General features: G+C 47.1%; 17 protein-coding genes and 1 tRNA gene. 10 read left to right on the forward strand and 8 right to left on the reverse strand.

Annotated features, from left to right (window positions below):
* Positions 1 to 96 precede the first annotated feature (96 nt).
* Together B5P39_RS07820 and B5P39_RS07825 are read left to right on the forward strand one after the other, a co-directional pair.
* The gene (locus B5P39_RS07820; RefSeq protein ID WP_165953456.1) at positions 97 to 561 is read left to right on the forward strand and encodes a DUF1456 family protein; all 465 of its coding nucleotides are present in this window, start codon (positions 97 to 99) and stop codon (positions 559 to 561) included.
* A 266-nt stretch (positions 562 to 827) separates the two neighbouring features.
* Complete coding sequence (locus B5P39_RS07825; RefSeq protein ID WP_088211059.1) at positions 828 to 2516, forward strand: NAD-dependent malic enzyme; 1689 nt, start codon at positions 828 to 830, stop codon at positions 2514 to 2516.
* Positions 2517 to 2582: 66 nt separating this feature from the next.
* On the opposite strand, the gene B5P39_RS07830 is transcribed toward B5P39_RS07825, so the two are convergent.
* Positions 2583 to 3017, reverse strand: coding sequence for a DUF3069 domain-containing protein (locus tag B5P39_RS07830; RefSeq protein WP_088211060.1), 435 nt, complete (start codon positions 3015 to 3017; stop codon positions 2583 to 2585).
* Positions 3018 to 3041: 24 nt separating this feature from the next.
* Entirely contained in the window at positions 3042 to 3569 is a 528-nt protein-coding gene (locus B5P39_RS07835; protein ID WP_011623932.1) for a phosphatase PAP2 family protein, read from the reverse strand.
* 114 nt (positions 3570 to 3683) lie between these two features.
* On the opposite strand from B5P39_RS07835, the gene B5P39_RS07840 reads away from it, so the two are divergent.
* Positions 3684 to 5624, forward strand: coding sequence for a GGDEF domain-containing protein (locus tag B5P39_RS07840; protein ID WP_088211061.1), 1941 nt, complete (start codon positions 3684 to 3686; stop codon positions 5622 to 5624).
* Between the two features lies 1 nt (position 5625).
* Here B5P39_RS07840 and B5P39_RS07845 read toward each other — a convergent pair whose 3' ends face one another.
* Entirely contained in the window at positions 5626 to 6447 is an 822-nt protein-coding gene (locus B5P39_RS07845) for a substrate-binding periplasmic protein (RefSeq protein WP_088211062.1), read from the reverse strand.
* A gap of 163 nt (positions 6448 to 6610) precedes the next feature.
* Between B5P39_RS07845 and queG the strand changes: the two genes are divergently transcribed.
* Positions 6611 to 7792: a tRNA epoxyqueuosine(34) reductase QueG gene (gene queG, locus B5P39_RS07850; RefSeq protein WP_088211063.1), complete on the forward strand. Its 1182-nt coding sequence runs from the start codon at positions 6611 to 6613 to the stop codon at positions 7790 to 7792.
* Positions 7793 to 7809: 17 nt separating this feature from the next.
* Here the strand turns inward: queG and B5P39_RS07855 are convergent, their stop codons facing one another.
* Positions 7810 to 8589 (reverse strand): TOBE domain-containing protein, encoded by a 780-nt coding sequence (locus tag B5P39_RS07855; protein ID WP_088211064.1) that lies wholly within the window; start codon positions 8587 to 8589, stop codon positions 7810 to 7812.
* 202 nt (positions 8590 to 8791) lie between these two features.
* Here B5P39_RS07855 and modA point away from each other — a divergent pair, with 202 nt between their 5' ends.
* From modA to B5P39_RS07875, 4 genes are all read left to right on the forward strand, one after another.
* A complete protein-coding gene (gene modA, locus B5P39_RS07860) occupies positions 8792 to 9577 on the forward strand; it encodes a molybdate ABC transporter substrate-binding protein (RefSeq protein WP_088211065.1) in 786 nt (261 codons plus the stop codon).
* Entirely contained in the window at positions 9577 to 10314 is a 738-nt protein-coding gene (gene modB / locus B5P39_RS07865; RefSeq protein ID WP_088211066.1) for a molybdate ABC transporter permease subunit, read from the forward strand. Before modA ends, modB begins: the two co-directional genes overlap by 1 nt.
* A complete protein-coding gene (gene modC, locus B5P39_RS07870) occupies positions 10308 to 11393 on the forward strand; it encodes a molybdenum ABC transporter ATP-binding protein ModC (RefSeq protein ID WP_088211067.1) in 1086 nt (361 codons plus the stop codon). Before modB ends, modC begins: the two co-directional genes overlap by 7 nt.
* Positions 11394 to 11634: 241 nt before the next feature.
* The gene (locus B5P39_RS07875) at positions 11635 to 11967 is read left to right on the forward strand and encodes a YegP family protein (RefSeq protein ID WP_088211068.1); all 333 of its coding nucleotides are present in this window, start codon (positions 11635 to 11637) and stop codon (positions 11965 to 11967) included.
* Between the two features lie 142 nt (positions 11968 to 12109).
* On the opposite strand, the gene B5P39_RS07880 is transcribed toward B5P39_RS07875, so the two are convergent.
* Together B5P39_RS07880 and B5P39_RS07885 are read right to left on the reverse strand one after the other, a co-directional pair.
* A tRNA-Leu gene (locus tag B5P39_RS07880) sits at positions 12110 to 12196 on the reverse strand.
* A 153-nt stretch (positions 12197 to 12349) separates the two neighbouring features.
* Complete coding sequence (locus B5P39_RS07885; protein WP_088211069.1) at positions 12350 to 13939, reverse strand: bacteriohemerythrin; 1590 nt, start codon at positions 13937 to 13939, stop codon at positions 12350 to 12352.
* Positions 13940 to 14238: 299 nt separating this feature from the next.
* On the opposite strand from B5P39_RS07885, the gene B5P39_RS07890 reads away from it, so the two are divergent.
* Positions 14239 to 14370, forward strand: coding sequence for a DUF3149 domain-containing protein (locus tag B5P39_RS07890; protein ID WP_011715898.1), 132 nt, complete (start codon positions 14239 to 14241; stop codon positions 14368 to 14370).
* A gap of 113 nt (positions 14371 to 14483) precedes the next feature.
* Here B5P39_RS07890 and B5P39_RS07895 read toward each other — a convergent pair whose 3' ends face one another.
* Entirely contained in the window at positions 14484 to 15095 is a 612-nt protein-coding gene (locus B5P39_RS07895; RefSeq protein ID WP_088211070.1) for a superinfection exclusion B family protein, read from the reverse strand.
* A gap of 168 nt (positions 15096 to 15263) precedes the next feature.
* On the opposite strand from B5P39_RS07895, the gene B5P39_RS07900 reads away from it, so the two are divergent.
* On the forward strand, positions 15264 to 16895 hold the full coding sequence (locus B5P39_RS07900; protein WP_088211071.1) for a sensor histidine kinase: 1632 nt from the start codon (positions 15264 to 15266) through the stop codon (positions 16893 to 16895).
* A gap of 148 nt (positions 16896 to 17043) precedes the next feature.
* Here B5P39_RS07900 and tcdA read toward each other — a convergent pair whose 3' ends face one another.
* Positions 17044 to 17877, reverse strand: a complete 834-nt coding sequence (gene tcdA, locus B5P39_RS07905; protein WP_088211072.1) for a tRNA cyclic N6-threonylcarbamoyladenosine(37) synthase TcdA — start codon at positions 17875 to 17877, stop codon at positions 17044 to 17046.
* Positions 17878 to 18159: the final 282 nt, after the last annotated feature.

Genomic DNA, 18159 nt, shown 5'->3' on the forward strand with positions numbered 1-18159 from the left:
TTGCTCATCCACGCTAGACTTTCCTGCTTTTCTGTTACTTTGAGTATATAATGTCTGCTCTTAAACCAGACAGCGCAGCCGCGCCTAGAGATGACCATGATTAACAATGATATTTTGCGCCGTTTGCGCTTCGTGTTTGATTTCAACAATGCCAAAATGATTAAGATCTTTGCCAAAGTTGGAAGAGAAGTGCCAACCGAAGAGATGATTAGTCTGCTGCGCAAAGAAGAGGAAGAAGGCTATAAGGCCTGTAACGACACGACCCTATGTCAGTTTTTAGATGGTCTTATCATCGAAAAACGTGGTTTACGCGAAGGGGCTGAACTGCCCAAGCCAGTATCAAAATTAAACAACAACTTAATCTTCAAAAAGTTACGTGTTGCCCTCGAAATGCGTGAAGAAGATATTATGGCCACCTTAGCGCTCGCCGAAGTGCAAATGTCTAAGTCTGAGTTAAGCGCGCTGTTTCGCAACCCGGATCATAAAAACTTCAAGGCCTGTGGCGACCAGATCCTGCGTAACTTTATCCGTGGCTTATCGCTAAAATACCGCGGTGTTTAATCCCCAAAAAACTTAATCCCAGAAACGCAGCCTAGGCTGCGTTTTTTGTTTTAATTGCACCTTAAACAGCCATTTACTCTGCAAAAGCATTTACAACCAATTAACAGAACCCTGTTTAAAACAGTAAGAATTGTCTCTGCTGCAAAAAAAGCCACAAATAGCGCACGATACAGGCAACAAAGATCACATTTCATGATAACCTTACGTGACTTACAGCACGTCTCAAGCACGTACCGAACCATTAAACAATAACTCAAAGGTTACCCATGGACGATAATAAACGCCCCCTCTATCTTCCGTTTGCAGGACCTGCCATTCTTGAAGCACCCTTAATTAACAAGGGCAGTGCATTTTCGGAAGAAGAGCGTATTTTCTTTAACCTCGAAGGCTTAGTACCCTACGCCATTGAAACCATTGAAGAACAGGCTTCACGCGCCTACGATCAGTTCAGAAGTTTCAATAACGATCTCGATAAGCACATCTATCTGCGCAACATTCAAGACACCAACGAAACCCTGTTTTATCGTTTAGTGCAAAACCACATCAGCGAAATGATGCCAATTATCTACACCCCGACGGTAGGTTTGGCCTGTGAGCGCTTCTCGAAAAACTATCGCCGTAACCGTGGTCTGTTCATCTCCTACCCGAATAAGGACAGAATCGACGACATCCTCAATAACTCGACTCGCCAAAAAGTAAAAATCATCGTTGTGACCGACGGTGAGCGCATCTTAGGCTTAGGCGACCAAGGTATTGGCGGCATGGGGATCCCGATTGGTAAATTGTCACTGTACACTAGCTGTGGTGGGATCAGCCCCGCATACACACTACCCATTACCTTAGACGTAGGTACCGATAATCCACAATTGCTGGAAGATCCTATGTACATGGGTTGGCGCCACCCACGTATTGGCGGCGAAGAGTATGCCGAGTTTATCGAAGCCTTTATGCAAGCCGTGCATGTACGTTGGCCAGATACACTGATCCAATTCGAAGATTTTGCCCAAAAGAATGCGATGCCAATCCTTGAGCGTTATAAGGATCGTTACTGCTGCTTTAACGATGACATTCAAGGCACCGCCGCCGTGACTGTGGGCTCGTTACTCGCCGCCTGTAAAGCCGCGGGCACTGAGCTGAACAAACAACGCATCGCCTTCCTAGGTGCCGGTAGCGCTGGCTGCGGTATTGCCGAAGCCATCGTTGCGCAAATGGTGTCAGAAGGGATCAGCGACGAGCAAGCTCGCAGCCAAGTCTGCATGGTTGACCGTTGGGGCCTGCTGCTCGACAACATGCCTAACCTGTTGCCATTCCAACAAAAATTGGCTCAAAAATGTGCCGAAATCAGCAACTGGAATAACTTCAGCGACAATATTTCACTGCTCGATGTGGTGAACAACGCTAAGCCAACGGTACTGATTGGCGTTTCGGGCGCACCGGGTCTATTTACCGAAGAAATTGTGCGTGCAATGCATAGCCACTGCGAACGCCCAATTATCTTCCCACTGTCGAACCCCACCAGCCGTGTTGAAGCGACGCCAAAAGATATTCTGCACTGGACGTCTGGCCAAGCCTTAGTGGCAACGGGTAGTCCGTTTGAACCTGTGGTTGTTGATGGCGAGACCTATGAAATCGCACAATGTAACAACAGCTTTATCTTCCCAGGTATTGGTTTAGGTGTACTCGCCTCGGGTGCTCGCCATGTCTCCGATGCGATGTTAATGGCATCGAGCCGCGCGCTCGCCGAATGCTCACCGTTAGCCATTAATGGCTCAGGGCCGCTCCTGCCAAAACTGGAAGATATTCACTCAGTGAGTAAGCATATTGCCTTCGCCGTCGGTAAAGTGGCGATTGAGCAAGGCTTATCCTTACCTGCGAGTGATGAGCTACTGATGCAATCTATCGAAGATAATTTCTGGAAGCCAGAGTACCGCCGTTATAAGCGTACTTCGTTCTAATTTCAGACATTATTCCAATAAAAAGCCCGTCAATCGACGGGCTTTTTATTGGGTCAAACTCACAGCTTAAGGCGCCATCACCTGTTTAAAGCTGTTGAGCATAGAACGGTCGGTACGCGCTTTCTTTAATTTTCGTACACATTCTTTCAGTGATTCATCGGCTAAGCGACCGAAAATACCGTTGTATTCCTTCTCGTTGATGGCTTCATCGGTATCGGCCTGCTCAGAAATCTCCTGGGCAACACGGCTAAGTTGTAACCACGCATTGGCAATATAGAAACCGTGGAACTCAGCCTGTGGCATCAAGTTACGGGCGCTGGCAGGCAATGCCTCCCAAGCCGCGGCAAATTTGTCTTCGCGATCGAGTAACAACTCGGCGCATAGACCTTTATAAGCCTCTAATAGGCTCTCAGGCATTTTTGCCATAGGCAACACTTTATTGGCAACATTGTGGGAAATCCGCTCGGCGGTTTCACGATACTCAACTGATACTTCAGCCATAATTTCTCTCTTAACTTAAACGGCTTAAAATTGGCCGCTAATATATAAACCATAAACCCCATTGTGGGCCAAAGGTGTCACTGTGATCCCTTTATAGGGCTCAGTAAAATACCAACCCGCCAGTGCGCCAATGGCAGCGCCTGCAAGGACATCTTCTAAATAGTGCTTATCGCTCTCGACTCGGGTATAGCCCACATAAGTCGCAGCAAGGTATGCGGGCAGGCCATATTGCCAGCCATAACGCTGCTGAATAAATGTCGCCGCCATAAAGCTGTCCGACGTGTGTCCTGACGGAAAAGAATCATCACCACTGCCATCGGGTCTATCCTTACTGACACCCAGTTTGAGCCCTTCGACGATGACCCTGCTCGAGACTGCTGCTTTAAGTAATTGCCACGAGCCTTCATTCCCCTCTTCATAGAATAGGGTCGCGCCCAAAGCCGTCGCAGGCAGGAGTAAATGCACTACATCGCCCGAGGTTTCGATATCATCCGAGTTTGCCCAACTCGCTCCCGTAAACAGCAACAGTGCGGCACAGAGTAATTTTTTCAAAGGGTTTCCTTATTCGGTGAGATCCAAGGCGACGTTTATACCTTGATAGCGGAATGAATGCAAAAAATGCAAACTTTACATGTAAACAAGACGTAAAAAGTTTATGCTAAGATAATGATTAGCTATCTGTTTCAGTGCGAACAGGAAACCTTTCCCTTGCCACACACTCAGCGTAATTTATCTCTGTTTCTGATGCTGCTGTTAGTGCCGCTAAGCCTTGCCGTTGCAGAAGAAAAGCCACAGATCGATCAAATATTCAAATTATTTGAAAGTGGTGAGGTTATGGCTCGCGAGTCGGTAGAGCAAAATATCGCGCTACTGGATAAACTGATTGCCAGTGATGATGTAGAACACATCGAAAAGTTAAAAATGCTCAAATGCTGGAATCAACCAGCCGAGACAGAAGCTGAAATCCTTCTCGCCCGAGACAAAGCACAAGAAGCGCTCAATAGCATTCCCAGCACAGCCTCAGTCCATTTTGCCACCGATCTAACCCTATGCCACTCCTGGTTTCTACAATTAAGTGGAGATATTAATGGCGCTATGGAAGGGTATTCTCGCAGCATTAAAACTGCATACGAACATGAAGATATCAAGCTTATCGCCGATGCCCGCAGCTTACGTGGCGCACTCTACTCCTATATTGGTGACTTTTCCGCCGCCTTAGACGATTTAGTCACCGCACAAGGGCTGTACGAATCCTTAAATTTAACTGGCTGGGCAAACATCAATCTAACCGACATTGCCACCAGCTTTAGGCGCTATGGTGATCCCGAGAGTGCAATCAAGTATTACAACAAACTCAAAGAGCTATATCTAAAGAAAGGGAACGAGGAGCAAGTCGCTAATGTCACCTCCGATATAGGGATTGCCTTAGATGAAATGGGCGAGCACGAACAGGCCATTGAAAACTTTCGTTTTAGCTATCAGTATTTTAAAAAGCATCGACTCAACAATGCCGCCGCGGTCAACGCCACTAACATTGCCTACAGCTTGATCCAGCTAAATCGTTTAGATGAGGCCGAAAAATATCTAAAAGAAGCCGAGTTAGAGATCACGGCGAACGAACCCGCAGCCTACAGCTTTATGAAGTTGTTTATGGGCAAAATTCGTTATCAACAAGGTCGCTATCAAGAGGCGTTAAGCGAACTCGCCGACGCTGAAAATGCGTTTCGCGCCATGCAGAATGATCGCGGCTTAGTTCAGCTGTTGCAACTCAAGAGCGAAGTCTATGCGGCGATGAATGATTTGCCGTCTGCCTACCAAACTTTACAGCAGTTTGTCGCCTTAACTCGAAAGGTGGAAGACAATTCGTTTGCGCATCAAACCACTGAGTTAAAAGTAAAATTTGATACCAGTTGGATTGAGTCAGAAAACAAACGCTTACTCGATAACCAAAAATTAAAGGAACAAGAGTTAGCACTGCTCGAGAAAAATAAGTCGCTGCAACTTATCATCCTACTACTCACGGGCTGCATTTTGGCCATAGTGTCACTCTTTGCCTACAAACAAGTGCACCGCAATCGTCACCTACAGACCATAGCCCTAACCGATTATCTGACCCAATTGCCCAATCGTCGGCACATCTATGCCAAGGCGGAACAATATTTTCAACAGGCATTAAAGCAACAAACTCCATTCTCGGTAATCATCTTCGATGCGGATCATTTTAAAAAGATTAACGATAATTTCGGCCATAAAATTGGCGACCAAGCACTATTAACCATAGCCCAAGCCAGCCAAGCATTAACTGCTGACCGCAACTTGATTGGCCGTATCGGTGGCGAAGAGTTTTTAATTTTATTACCCAATACCAACGCCGAACGCGTGTGGGAACTCGCCCAGGAGTTGCAAACCTTAATCACCCGTTATGGCGCCATTAATTTACCCGTAGAGTTAAAGCTGACCGTGAGCGCCGGGGTCGCCACCTTAAGCCCTGAATCCAAGCCACAGGATGAGAGCTTTGCCCGTTTACTTAAGCGAGCCGATAACGCGCTCTACGACGCTAAAAATGCTGGTAGAAACTGCGTCAAAGCCGCAAAAGCCACGAGCTAACTTAGGTATTGCGATGCCAAAAGATTTGATGTTGAAGAGGTGGCGGTAAGGCGCCAAACCATTTTTGATAGAGCCGCGCAAAATCTCCCGACTCTTTGAGCTTTTCTAGCTCAGCTTGCCAACGTTGCACCGTGTCGGAAGACGTTCCTTTTGAGAATGCCAGATAAAGATGGATTTCGGAGAGCACATACACAGGCTTGATATCCGACTCCTTCGCGCCAATATCTTGCAATATATGCTTGACCGCCAAATCGGCTTGACACCAGAACCGCACCCGAGAAAACAACAACTGTTTAGCCGATTGCTGCGGAAAACTCGCCACTAAGAGAGCATCGATACCTTGCTGTTGCAGTAATTGCGCGCCGACTGACTCACGATACACGCCTACGATCCCAGCGTTATTAACTTCGGATAACTGATTGATACTAATCGGATCATCAGCTCTGGCATAAAGAGTAATTTTACTGGTGGCAATGGGGCCGATAAAATCGAAATGGCTTTCCCGCTCATCGCTGATAGAAGTGGCAAACAACAACACGTTCGGCGACGAATGAGCAATAGAGTAAGCCCGCGCCCAAGGTAAGACTTCAATTTTTTCCTGCTGCCCGATACGCGTCTGCAATTGATTAACCAGTTCAACACCAAAGCCGGTTGGCACGCCATCTTGCTCGAAGCTCATGGGAGGCCAAGCCTCTGTCACTAACCGCACCGTCTTGGTTGTAGCTTCTGTTGCCACATCTGTTGCAGCTAAGCTAATGCCTGCATAGCCTAAGCATATGCACAACAATAGGCGATAACCGTGTTTGCAAAGGGTCAGCAACATAGACAAGACCGAAGGGGAAAGTTACTACTCATCATAGATCTAATTTACACACCGAAGAAAGTAACAATTGCTGTTTGGCTAAAATCCCCTAAACACTAAACTCGTCCGCGGCGGCTTAAAACTGCTATCATAGCGCCATCCTGTTAAGCCCAATACCGTTTCCATGTCGACCACAATAACCTCTCCCGCCAATATTCCCGACGCAGCCACCCTTGGCCGCCTTGCTCTGCAAATCAAGACTTGGGGAAAGGCGCTCGGTTTTGCCCAAATAGGGATCTGCGACACCGACTTAACTGCGGAAGAACTCAAATTACAGGCTTGGCTGGATAAAGGATATCACGGGGAAATGGGCTACATGGCGACCCATGGCATGATGCGCGCTCGCCCCCACGAATTGCACCCAGGCACAGTTCGAGTGATTTCAGCACGGATGGATTATCTACCGCCAGAGGCGGGTTTTGCCACTAACTTAGCCTCGCCAAATATGGGCTATATCTCGCGTTACGCGGGTGGTAGGGATTACCACAAACTCATCCGTGCTCGCTTAAAAAAACTGGGGGATCAAATTAGTAGCGAGCTTGTCTCTCTCGGGTTCGATGCTGCCGACTTTAGACCCTTTGTCGATTCGGCCCCAGTGCTGGAACGTCCACTCGCCGAAAAAGCTGGCATAGGCTGGACAGGTAAGCACTCACTTATCCTTAATCACGATGCGGGCAGTTGGTTCTTCCTCGGGGAATTACTGATCAACCTGCCTTTACCCGTAGACATTCCTATCCAAGAAGACTGTAACACCTGCGTAGCCTGCATCACCTCCTGCCCAACAGGCGCTATCGTCGAGCCTTATACTGTGGATGCTCGGCGCTGTATTTCTTATCTGACAATCGAATTGCAGGGCGCTATTCCAGAAGAATTCCGCCCTTTGATGGGCAATCGCATTTACGGTTGTGATGATTGTCAGTTGGTGTGCCCGGTCAATCGCGAGGCACCGTTGACTCAGGAGAGTGACTTCCACATTCGGCCTAAGCTCAAGCAGCCAGAACTGCTTACCTTATTTGCCTGGAGCGAAACCGAGTTTCTCAAACAGACCGAAGGCAGCGCCATTCGCCGTATTGGTCATCAGCGCTGGCTACGCAATATCGCCGTCGCCCTAGGCAATGCGCCGAGTTCGCCGCAAATCATCACCGCCCTCGAACAACGTAAAGCCCAGGTGGATGTCGATGATATGGTGAAAGAACATATTGATTGGGCTCTAGCGCGGCAACATCCGGGCGGCTCACCAGCCAATAACCGTAAAACTGAGCGACTGGTTCGGGTCATTCAAAAAGGCCTACCACGGGATGCCTAGCATCTTAGCTTAATGCCTTAATTCATACTGGCAACAATCACTTGTGTGGCATCAAAACAGGCAAAACAGGGTTCGCCTACTTTGAGCGTTTGAATATCGGACAATGGCATCACCGAATAGATAATATCTTTAGCGCCAATTTCTATGGCTAATTCAGCCTTATCGGCCAGTTCAGTCACACTCAGTAAGTGCCCACTGACGCAATTTTGCCCCACGCTCAGGCAAGCATCACGACTGGCCGTCACGGCTGGCGCCTTAAACAACAATAGAATCGATTGATTAAGCGCTAACTGCAGACGCTCAAAACTGGCATGAGTCACTGAGATTTGGATCTGCTGCCCTCCCGCCAACGTCACCTTCAGGCTGTCATTCAAGCCGAGCGGCTCAATGCTGTGGATGCGAGCAGTTAACTGGTTGCGGGCGCTGGTTTTAAGGGAGAAATGCGCCATCACATCTAACAAACTGTGCATATCGACCGAATCATCCAGCAGCGCCGACAGCGCCATTTCCTGCACCTGCGAGGTGATGGAATACACCTTAAGTAAACGCTCACCAAACTCGGTGAGTTTAGCGCCGCCACCGCCCTTACCGCCCTTTTCGCTGCTGACGACAGGCTCAGGCATCGTGGTGTTCATCTCGTTTATTGCATCCCACGCGGCCTTATAGCTAATCCCCGCCAACTTAGCGCCCTGGCTGATAGACCCAGTATTGGCTACTTGGCGCAGCAAAGCTATCCGCCGCGGATTGGCGAAGGGTTTGTCCCCCAATGACAGTGTCAGTAGTGCGTGTAAGTCCATGTTCCTGCTCGCCCTAGCTTAAGTGAATGTTATTGTCCCCGATCAATCTTGAGATACCAATACGCACAGTCGGAAATATCCACCAAGGCATTGCTGTTTTCGCAGATAAATCTAGCAGAGATCACTAATTTACACATCGGGGCTTGAATGATCGATATATAGATTGGTATATAACGATCACTTTTTATCACGGAGGAACACCATGAGCTCGCTCAAACACTTTTTACGCTTTACCACAGCCTCAGCCGTTGGCTTAGCCCTCAGTTGCAGCGTCAGCTTTGCCGCAGAAAAAGAGCAAGTGACTGTTTTTGCTGCCGCATCCCTCACGAATGCGCTTAATGAGATTGGCCAGCAATATGAGAAAGAACATCAAACGAAAGTGATTTTCTCCTATGCCTCCTCCTCAACACTCGCAAAACAAATTGCCAATGGCGCGCCTGCCGATCTGTTTATCTCCGCCAACCAAAAATGGATGGATTACCTCGTCGATGCCAAGGCGGTGAATACCGATAGCCGTATCACCCTATTAAAAAATACCTTAGTGCTGATTGCCGAGAAGAATAGCCCAGTAGATCAAGTCACCCTAAACAGCGATTGGGATATTAAGGCCGCGGTCAATGGCAGCCGTTTAGCGGTGGGCGATCCTGACCATGTCCCAGCCGGACAATACGCCAAGCAAGCACTTGAAAACCTGAATCTTTGGAAAACTGCCGAGCCACTACTGGCGAGAGCAAACAATGTGCGCGCCGCTTTAGCGTTGGTAGAACAGGGCGAAGCCCCGCTCGGTATCGTGTATTCGACCGATGCCAAAGTAGCGCAAAAGATTAAAATTGTGGCGACCTTCCCCGCGACCAGCTATAGCCCGATTGAATATCCCAGCGCTTTAACGAAACAGGAATCCACCGCCAGCGCGAAAGACTTTAATCAATACCTTCAAAGCTCAAGTGCAACAGCAGTATTTGAAAAATATGGCTTTGGAGTGAACTAGTGCTGAGTGATGTTCTCTTGAGTGGTTCGCTGTTTGACGGGCCACTCCTCAGCGAATACGAAACCGCCGCGCTGCTGCTGAGCCTCAAAGTCTCAGCGGTTGCCGTGCTGGCCAGCTTACCCTTAGGCATTTTATGCGCTTGGTTGCTCGCACGCGTTGAGTTTCCCGGTAAAGCCATTTTCGACAGTCTCCTGCATCTCCCATTGGTGTTACCGCCCGTGGTGGTGGGTTACCTACTACTCATCAGCATGGGGCGCCAGGGCGTAATCGGGCAGTGGCTCTATAACTGGTTTGGCGTTAGTTTTAGCTTTAGCTGGCGCGGCGCGGCACTCGCCGCCGCAGTGGTCTCCTTTCCTTTGATGGTCAGAGCCATACGCCAATCCTTCGAAACCGTCGATATTCGCCTCGAACAGGCGGCGCGCACCTTGGGAAGCAGTCGCTGGCGGGTATTTTTGACCATCACCCTGCCGCTCACCTCACCCGGCATAGTGTCGGGAATGATCATCGCCTTTGCCCGCAGCCTTGGGGAATTTGGCTCAACCATCACCTTCGTCTCCAATATTCCCGGCGAAACTCGCACCATTCCGCTGGCCATGTATTCCTTTATCGAAACACCTGGGGCGGAATATCAGGCGATGCGCCTATGTATCATCTCGATAGTGATAGCGCTGGCCTCCTTACTCGCCTCCCAATGGCTCACAAAAAAGGCCCTCAAAAGAACGGCAAGTGTATGTTAAACATTAATATTGAAAAACAGCTCGGCCAACTGAAACTCAAGGTGAACACCCAGTTACCGTTACAGGGCGTCACCGCCGTATTTGGCCGCTCGGGAGCGGGCAAAACCTCCTTAGTGAATTTACTCGGCGGATTAACCACTCCAGATAACGGCGAAATTAGCCTTGGCGATACGCAGTTGTTTAAACATAAAACCGTAAATCTGCCCCCTGAAAAACGCCAGATTGGCTATGTATTTCAAGAAGCGAGATTATTTCCCCATTACAGTGTGAAGGGTAATCTCACCTATGGGATGCGCCATAAAGCACCTGAATTGTTTGACAAAGTGGTCTCACTGCTGGGCATAGAAAAACTCTTGAGCCGCTATCCCAGCACACTCTCTGGCGGTGAAAAACAACGGGTCGCTATTGGCCGTGCCCTGCTCACCTCACCGCAAATGTTGTTAATGGATGAGCCCTTAGCCTCCCTCGATTTACCTCGAAAACGCGAATTACTGCCTTATCTACAAACCCTAGCGCAGGAATTGAAGCTGCCGATCGTCTATGTCAGCCACAGCTTGGATGAAATCCTGCAACTCGCCGACCATATGCTGGTGTTGCATCAAGGAAAAATGATCGCCCAAGGACCACTAACACAGGTATGGAATAGTGAACAAATGCGCCCCTGGGTGCCATTGCAGGAATTAAGTTCACTGCTGAGCGCCAGAATCGCCGACAGACATCCTGATTATCCAATGACTAGACTGTTGATGGATGATGGCAATCAGCTCTGGGTCAGCGGCCAATTGCCCCCCACCCATAAGCAGTTAAAGGTGCGCATTCAAGCGAACCATGTTTCGGTTTGCACTGAGGAACCTAAAGGTTCGAGTATTCGTAACTTACTAAGAGGAAAAATAAAAGAGCTCTACCCCAGCGATAATGGCGAGCAAATTCAACTTAAAATTGCCCTAGGTAAAGACGAACTGTGGGCCAACATCACTCCATGGGCTTGTGACGAGTTACAACTCGCTCCAGGAAAAGCTATCTATGCCCAAATAAAAGGCGTAACTATGACGCAGATGGATATTGCCGAATCTCACTGACGCAAATAATCAAAACTATAGGCTTGTTGAATATCGGTCAATGAACAAACCACTCTATTTGAAAAACAGAGAGATAAGGTAAATCTTCATATACCGGTTCAAATAAATGAGCATTTTCCATGCATTTAAAGTATGAAAGCTGTCATATCAAATCTGTGAATATCGACTAAACTGGGGCTCGAGCAGGAAATGGTTTCCTCGCTTGCGCTATGCAATGCCTTAAAGAAGAAGGAGCAATTCCATGTCAGGATGGTATGAATTAAGCAAAAGCAGTAACGATCAATTTAAGTTTGTTCTTAAGGCTGGTAACGGAGAAGTCATCCTCACCAGCGAACTCTACACGGGTAAGAGTGGTGCCATGAATGGTATCGAATCCGTTCAAACCAACTCCCCTATCGAAACCCGATATGCTAAAGAAGTGGCGAAAAACGATAAGCCGTACTTCAATCTAAAAGCCGCGAACCATCAGATCATTGGCACTAGCCAAATGTATTCGAGTACCGCAGCGAGAGACAATGGGATCAAGTCGGTGATGGAGAATGGGAAAACCACGACGATTAAAGATCTAACCTAGATAGGTATGTGCAGAGTGGTGATATTTAGGGAAATAAACGTACCAACAAAAAGCGGGATTTAAAGCGGTAAGTATCTAACAATGCTGGATTTTAGATACAAAAAACCGACTCTATGTCGGTTTAGTCCCTTTGTATAAGGGATGGTACCAGAGGACGGACTCGAACCGTCACGCTTTTAAGGGCGGCGGATTTTGAATCCGCTGTGTCTACCGATTTCACCACTCTGGCATTATCAATAATTAGAGCTAACAAAAACAACTAGCTGGCTCTAAGTGCTGGGAATTATACCTTTGCCTTTGACAATGGCAAGCCCTTTTCAAAGGCTGGGTGGCAAATTAGTTTTAACCGCTCAAAAATCCAACTCTGATAAACCAAGGCCGGTTATTCGGCCCCATGGGCGAGTAAAAATTGGGTATATTCCTTATCGCTCTTTTGAATATGATTGACGAGCCATGCTTTTAAAAATGCCATAAGTTCATCCGCGACATCTTCACCTCTAGCTACCCGCTTTTGAAAATCAAGCACTTGACCAACCAACTGGGCATGCTTTTCCTTATGGGCCACGGTTTGAGGATAGCCAAAACGGGCAAACAATTCTTCTTCATAGGAGAAGTGATTCGCAGTGTAATCCACCAGCCCTTGGACGATGCGCTTAATCGCCTCAAGCCCGTATGCCTCACTTAACGTCCGGTGTAATTCATTGATTAATGATACTAAGCGTTGGTGCTGACGGTTAATCTCTGGCATGCCGATATCAAGCTCTGGTCCCCATTTCACAAACTGTTTGCTTTGTGCTTGGCTGGAATTAAACAACTTGGCATCCACATGGAATCGATGCAGCAGGGAGCCAATTTCCTGCGACATGTTATACACCTTAAGGCTGGATAAGTTGGTGTGGTTGGTATGGCGTGCATTTTTTAATGCTAGATCGGCCATCACACTGATATTTTTGTTAATTTCCTCGGCAACCGCATGTTGCTCTTCGGATGCCGTAGCAATTTGATGGGACATATCGGTAATGCTTTCAACCTGAGTCACTATGTCACCAAGGGCTTGATGAGCTTGCTCCACCATCAGGGCGGTTTCGTCGGCAATAGTGACATTCTTAAGCATCACTTCTACGCTCTGCTGCGCGCCCTTTTGCAAGGTTGTGATCTGCTGCTGAATTTCGGCGGTAGCCTCTGAGGTGCGTTTAGCTAAGTTACGCACTTCATCGGCAACCACCGCAAAGCCGCGACCATGTTCACCGGCACGCGCACTCTCAATCGCCGCATTGAGCGCCAATAGATTTGTTTGCTCCGCCACTTGGGAGATGGTTTCAATAATACTGCTGATGCTATTGGTATCGTCGGCAAGGTGCTCAATAACGCCTTTAGTTTGGTGAATTTGCGATTTCATATCGTTGATTTTATTTACGATAGTGCCAATTAGCTCATCACCATGTTTCGCCGAACCTTGGGCAATATCGGCCGCTCGTGCCGTACTGGCGGCATTTTGTGACACTTCTTGTACTGTGGAGACCATCTGCGTCATGGCCGTTGCTGCCAGTTCGGTTTGACGTTCCTGCTCGAGCACGCCCTGTTTTGCCTGCTCACTGATCGCTTTGATATCGGTCGCGACTTTCTTCATCCATTCGCTGGTATCGACGAGGGAGAGAATCGTGCGACTAACATCCTCGCCCATGCGGTTGATACTGTGAACTACCGTGATAAACACACCCGCATCTTTCTCATCGAGCTGATAACTTAAATCCCCATCACCCAAATGATGAGCTGCGCGTTCTAAGTGCCTTAAGTTACGGATTAATTTGTTAATGTTTAAAAAGAGAATCACGGCAAGAGCAATTAAACAGAGCGTCGCCACCCAATGCGCACTAGTGACTAAACAATAGAGGGGATATAAGAGTAAGACCATAGGCGCAAAGATAATACCGTAGCCCATGGTGCCATTCTTAGCTGTAACATTGGCCATTTTTGGCTCCTTCCAAAATGCAGTCGACTCAATCAACAACTCGTTAGGTAAAGTTCAGATCTCAATATCATTTCGTGACAGGCACTCTTAAGACTAGTTCTTAACGAGACAAGAAACAAAGGCAAGACAATAGAGATAAGTGCTATTTCATTCAAGCCTAAATTTGAACCACATCACATAGTTAACTTGTAGTTACAACTTTGTTTTAAGATGTCGGATTTTTATTGATCAGGATCAGTATTTAGAAACATTAAGGACGCTAGTGTAGAGGGGACTTCACAGGAAAGAGGATTTCAATCATGGCATTTTGGTTAGATTTAATGTTCGGTAACCCAATTGGTTTACTCTCAATGATCGTTATCTTTAGCACTATAGGGATAATTTCTTATATCACTTGGATGTTCATTGTGAAGTCCGCGCAACAATCGTAGTTTTTGCTTCCAAATTGTTATTCTGTTCATTGTAAAAATTGCACGTTGTTATGGGGGTTAATCTAACCCCCATTTTTTGTGCCTGTGATTTCTGCTTTAGCACACAACCTGCATTAAGCAGCGTGTTTACGGCTTTGCACTACCCCATTTAAAAACTGCGGGCGCGCTTTAATCAAGTGCTGCATTTCTTCCTGGCTCGGTTCACCTGCGGGTAAACGCAGCACGCCACGATTAAGATACATGCGTGCCTTCATCGAAATTTTATAATCCGCCGTAGGGCCTTGGATCGCATAATGGCGCTCATTACCTAAACATTCGAGGATGCAGGCATTGAGTAAGCTTTTTACTGCGGGTTCATTTTGTGGCAATGTCAAAATGGTGGCGCCCTGTAAAAAGAACTCCCGTAATAAAGCGCGCTCGGCACGGTCCATCAGATTGACCTTAGCCTCAATCGTTTCGATCATTCGTTTATCACTCAAGTGACGAATCGACTCATCTAAGCCAAGGTTCAATAATTGCGTTAAAAAATAAGCAATAGAGATAATCAGCCCTAGGCCAACAAAATGGGCATGCTCGGGGACAAACTTATCCAACGCCAGCATGGCAAGCACATTGGATGGGATCGCCAATAACACAGCGCAGCTTACCATTAGCCACAGCATGACTCGAAACATCATCTTTTTAGGGCTAAACAATTTCACTGAATCCAGTTTGAATTTAATCATAGTCTTATCCCAGCGACAAAAAATTGAACTTAGACGGCATCAAGCAAGTTTGATGCCAGTGTATCAGTCAAAATTGCGGGATATTTCATGGGGATAAAATGCACAATCTGGATGCTTGAGTCTATGCTTATAAGCATCCAACTCGCTATTAGCTATAGATAATTTAAGATGCCGACTTTCTTTAGCCAATTTATTAAAAGCCCGATAGGCAGGCATCTCACCTTGTCTATTATTCTCTTTAGCTCCCTCATCACCTTAGTGACAACGGCCTATCAGCTGATTAACGACTATCGCGGCGATGTGACTCGTATTGATCGCGTATTCTCCAATATTGAAAAAGCCAATCTCGATGTACTCGCCGCCAGCATTTGGGTTATCGATGAAAGACTGATTAATACTCAGTTGAATGGTTTAATCCAACTACCTGATATTAATTATATTTCGATAAAAGATGATAGCGGCCAATCGTGGAACGCCGGCAATGAGAAGCCAACCCATACCCTCAATAAAGTATTTCCTCTGGTGTATAAGTCGCCAACTGACAGCATTAATGTCGGCACTTTAGAGGTTCAAGTGGATATGGATGCCATTTACCAACGCCTCTACGATAAAGCCATTCTGATCTTGCTCTCTAATGCGATAAAAACCTTCTTAGTCGCTGGATTTATTCTGTTTTTAGTCTGGTACAACATTACTAAACACTTAGACAAACTCAGTAATTACTGCAAACGCATCGATCTCGATACCGATGTCGAACCATTAGCCTTCGATCGCAAGCAAAAAGTCGATGAATTTACCCAAGTTGCCGATGCCATCAACAATATGCAGTCGCAACTGCGCGGCTCATTCGAAGCCTTAAAACGCTCTAAAACCGAATTGCAAACCGCCTTAGAGGATAGAGAACGCTTACTGACGCTCGAGCGCAGTTATAAGGAAGAACTCGCAAGGCAAGTCAAAGAAAGAACACAAGAATTAGAGCAATCATTAACGGCGCTGAAACGGGCGCAGCAAGTATTGGTTGAGCAGGAAAAAATGGCGGCATTGGGCGGTTTAGTCTCGGGAGTGGCCCATGAGATCAATACACCGATCGGCATTTGTTTGACGGCGGCCAGTACCCAACTGAGTCATATCGAAGAGCTTATCGAGCTTATACATAGCGAGCATGCCACTCTAGATGAAATCAACGCCATTTTAGATGAGTACCAAGAAAGCTGTGAGTTGATAGTTCGTAATATCAGTAAGGCCAGTAGCCTGATCCAAAAATTTAAAACGATCGCCATCGACCGTAGCCACGAAGAACATCAATGCATCAATCTGCAACGTCAGCTTAAGGAGATTTTAGAATCGACCTTAATTATGTATCCCAAGGTGAAAGCCCAAACTCAGCTACAGGTTAATTCTGCGCTCAACATCCAGACCAATGTCAGCCTGCTCAATCAAATCGTCAGTAATATTCTCTCTAATGCCTTCACCCATGCCTTTCAGGATAGAGAAGATAATCTGATCCAAATTACGGCCAAGCTAGAGCAAGACTACGTGAATATCAGCATTGAAAACAATGGGATTGCCATTCCAACCGAGGTGGCAGAGCATATGTTTGAGCCCTTCTTTACCACCAGCAGGAGTAAAGGTGGCACAGGCTTAGGCTTATCCGCCGCCTTCAATGCCGCCACGTTGCTAAAGGGCACCATGAACTATCAAGCAGACTCACAACTGGGCGGCGCACAATTTAATATCCGCATTCCCCTCACCCAATGCGATTCGCCCAAACTCACCACACACCATGACTTTACGATTTGATGGAGTGTTTGATACGAGCTTGATGGCAAGTGGAGCCAGTGGAGCCAGTGGAAGGCGAATAAAGCAAACACTGGCGCCACTAAACAAAAATCCACAGCATTGGCTGTGGATTTAGTTTTTAACCTTGAGACTTCTTATCGATTACCGCTTATTCACTCGAAGCTGGTTCATTTGCAACTGATTCATTTGCAATTTGGGCGAGCCTAGCGAGTACGCGACTAGCCGCTACAAAGCCAAAGGTGCCTGTTACCATAGTGACGGCGCCAAAGCCTGAGGCACAGTCCATACGCATCGAACCATCTGCGCTAGCCTTGCTGCTACACACGGAACCATCGGCCTGGGGGTAAACTAATTGCTCGCTGGAAAACACCGCATCAACGGCAAAACGGCGCTGCACATTTTTAGAGAAGTTATATTCACGGCGCAGAATATTACGCACTTTGGCCAGTAAAGGATCTTGGTAGGTTTTAGCCAGATCGGTGAGCTGAATTTGCGTAGGATCGGTTTGACCACCCGCACCGCCAACCGTCACTATCTTAATTTTTTGACGTTTACACCAAGCAATCAGTGCCGCCTTTTGTTTAACGGCATCAATACAATCAACCACATAATCAATATTGCCCCCAGCCTTTGCCCCGAGCAAATACTCACCGAGGTTATCGACCGTAATAAAGTCTTCCACTTCATTCACTTGGCAATCAGGATTGATCGCACGGATCCGCTGCGCCATCACAGCCACTTTAGACTCGCCAATCGTCGATGTCAGTGCATGAATTTGACGGTTCGTATTGGTTACGCAGATATCATCCAAATCAATTAGAGTAATTTGGCCAATACCACTGCGCGCCAACGCTTCAGCCGCCCATGTGCCAACGCCGCCAATGCCAATCACCACCACATGGGAGGCGGCAAATTTAGCCAGCGCTTTTTGCCCGTACAAGCGGCCAATGCCACCAAAGCGATTCTGATAGGCTTCAGTCATCAATACTTACCTTATATCTAACTAACAATGGCCGCCCTTAGAGGATGTGAAAGACAATCTACAGCAGCGTAACGCAATAAAAATGCGCCGAGGATTTTATACGATTTGGGCGAAAAACCGAAATCTATCTCGGCTAAGGCGTGCCCAGTTGCACTCAGATACAAAAGTACTGCAAATGTGGTAATTAACACTTTCCTGAATCACCTATCCATACATTAGGTAAAATCAGATTAAAAATGCGTTTTCACCTTGTAAAACATGATGTTGAAAACAGTACCATTT

This window comes from Shewanella sp. Shew256 (assembly GCF_002196695.1).
In the GTDB taxonomy this organism is placed as follows: domain Bacteria; phylum Pseudomonadota; class Gammaproteobacteria; order Enterobacterales; family Shewanellaceae; genus Shewanella; species Shewanella mangrovisoli.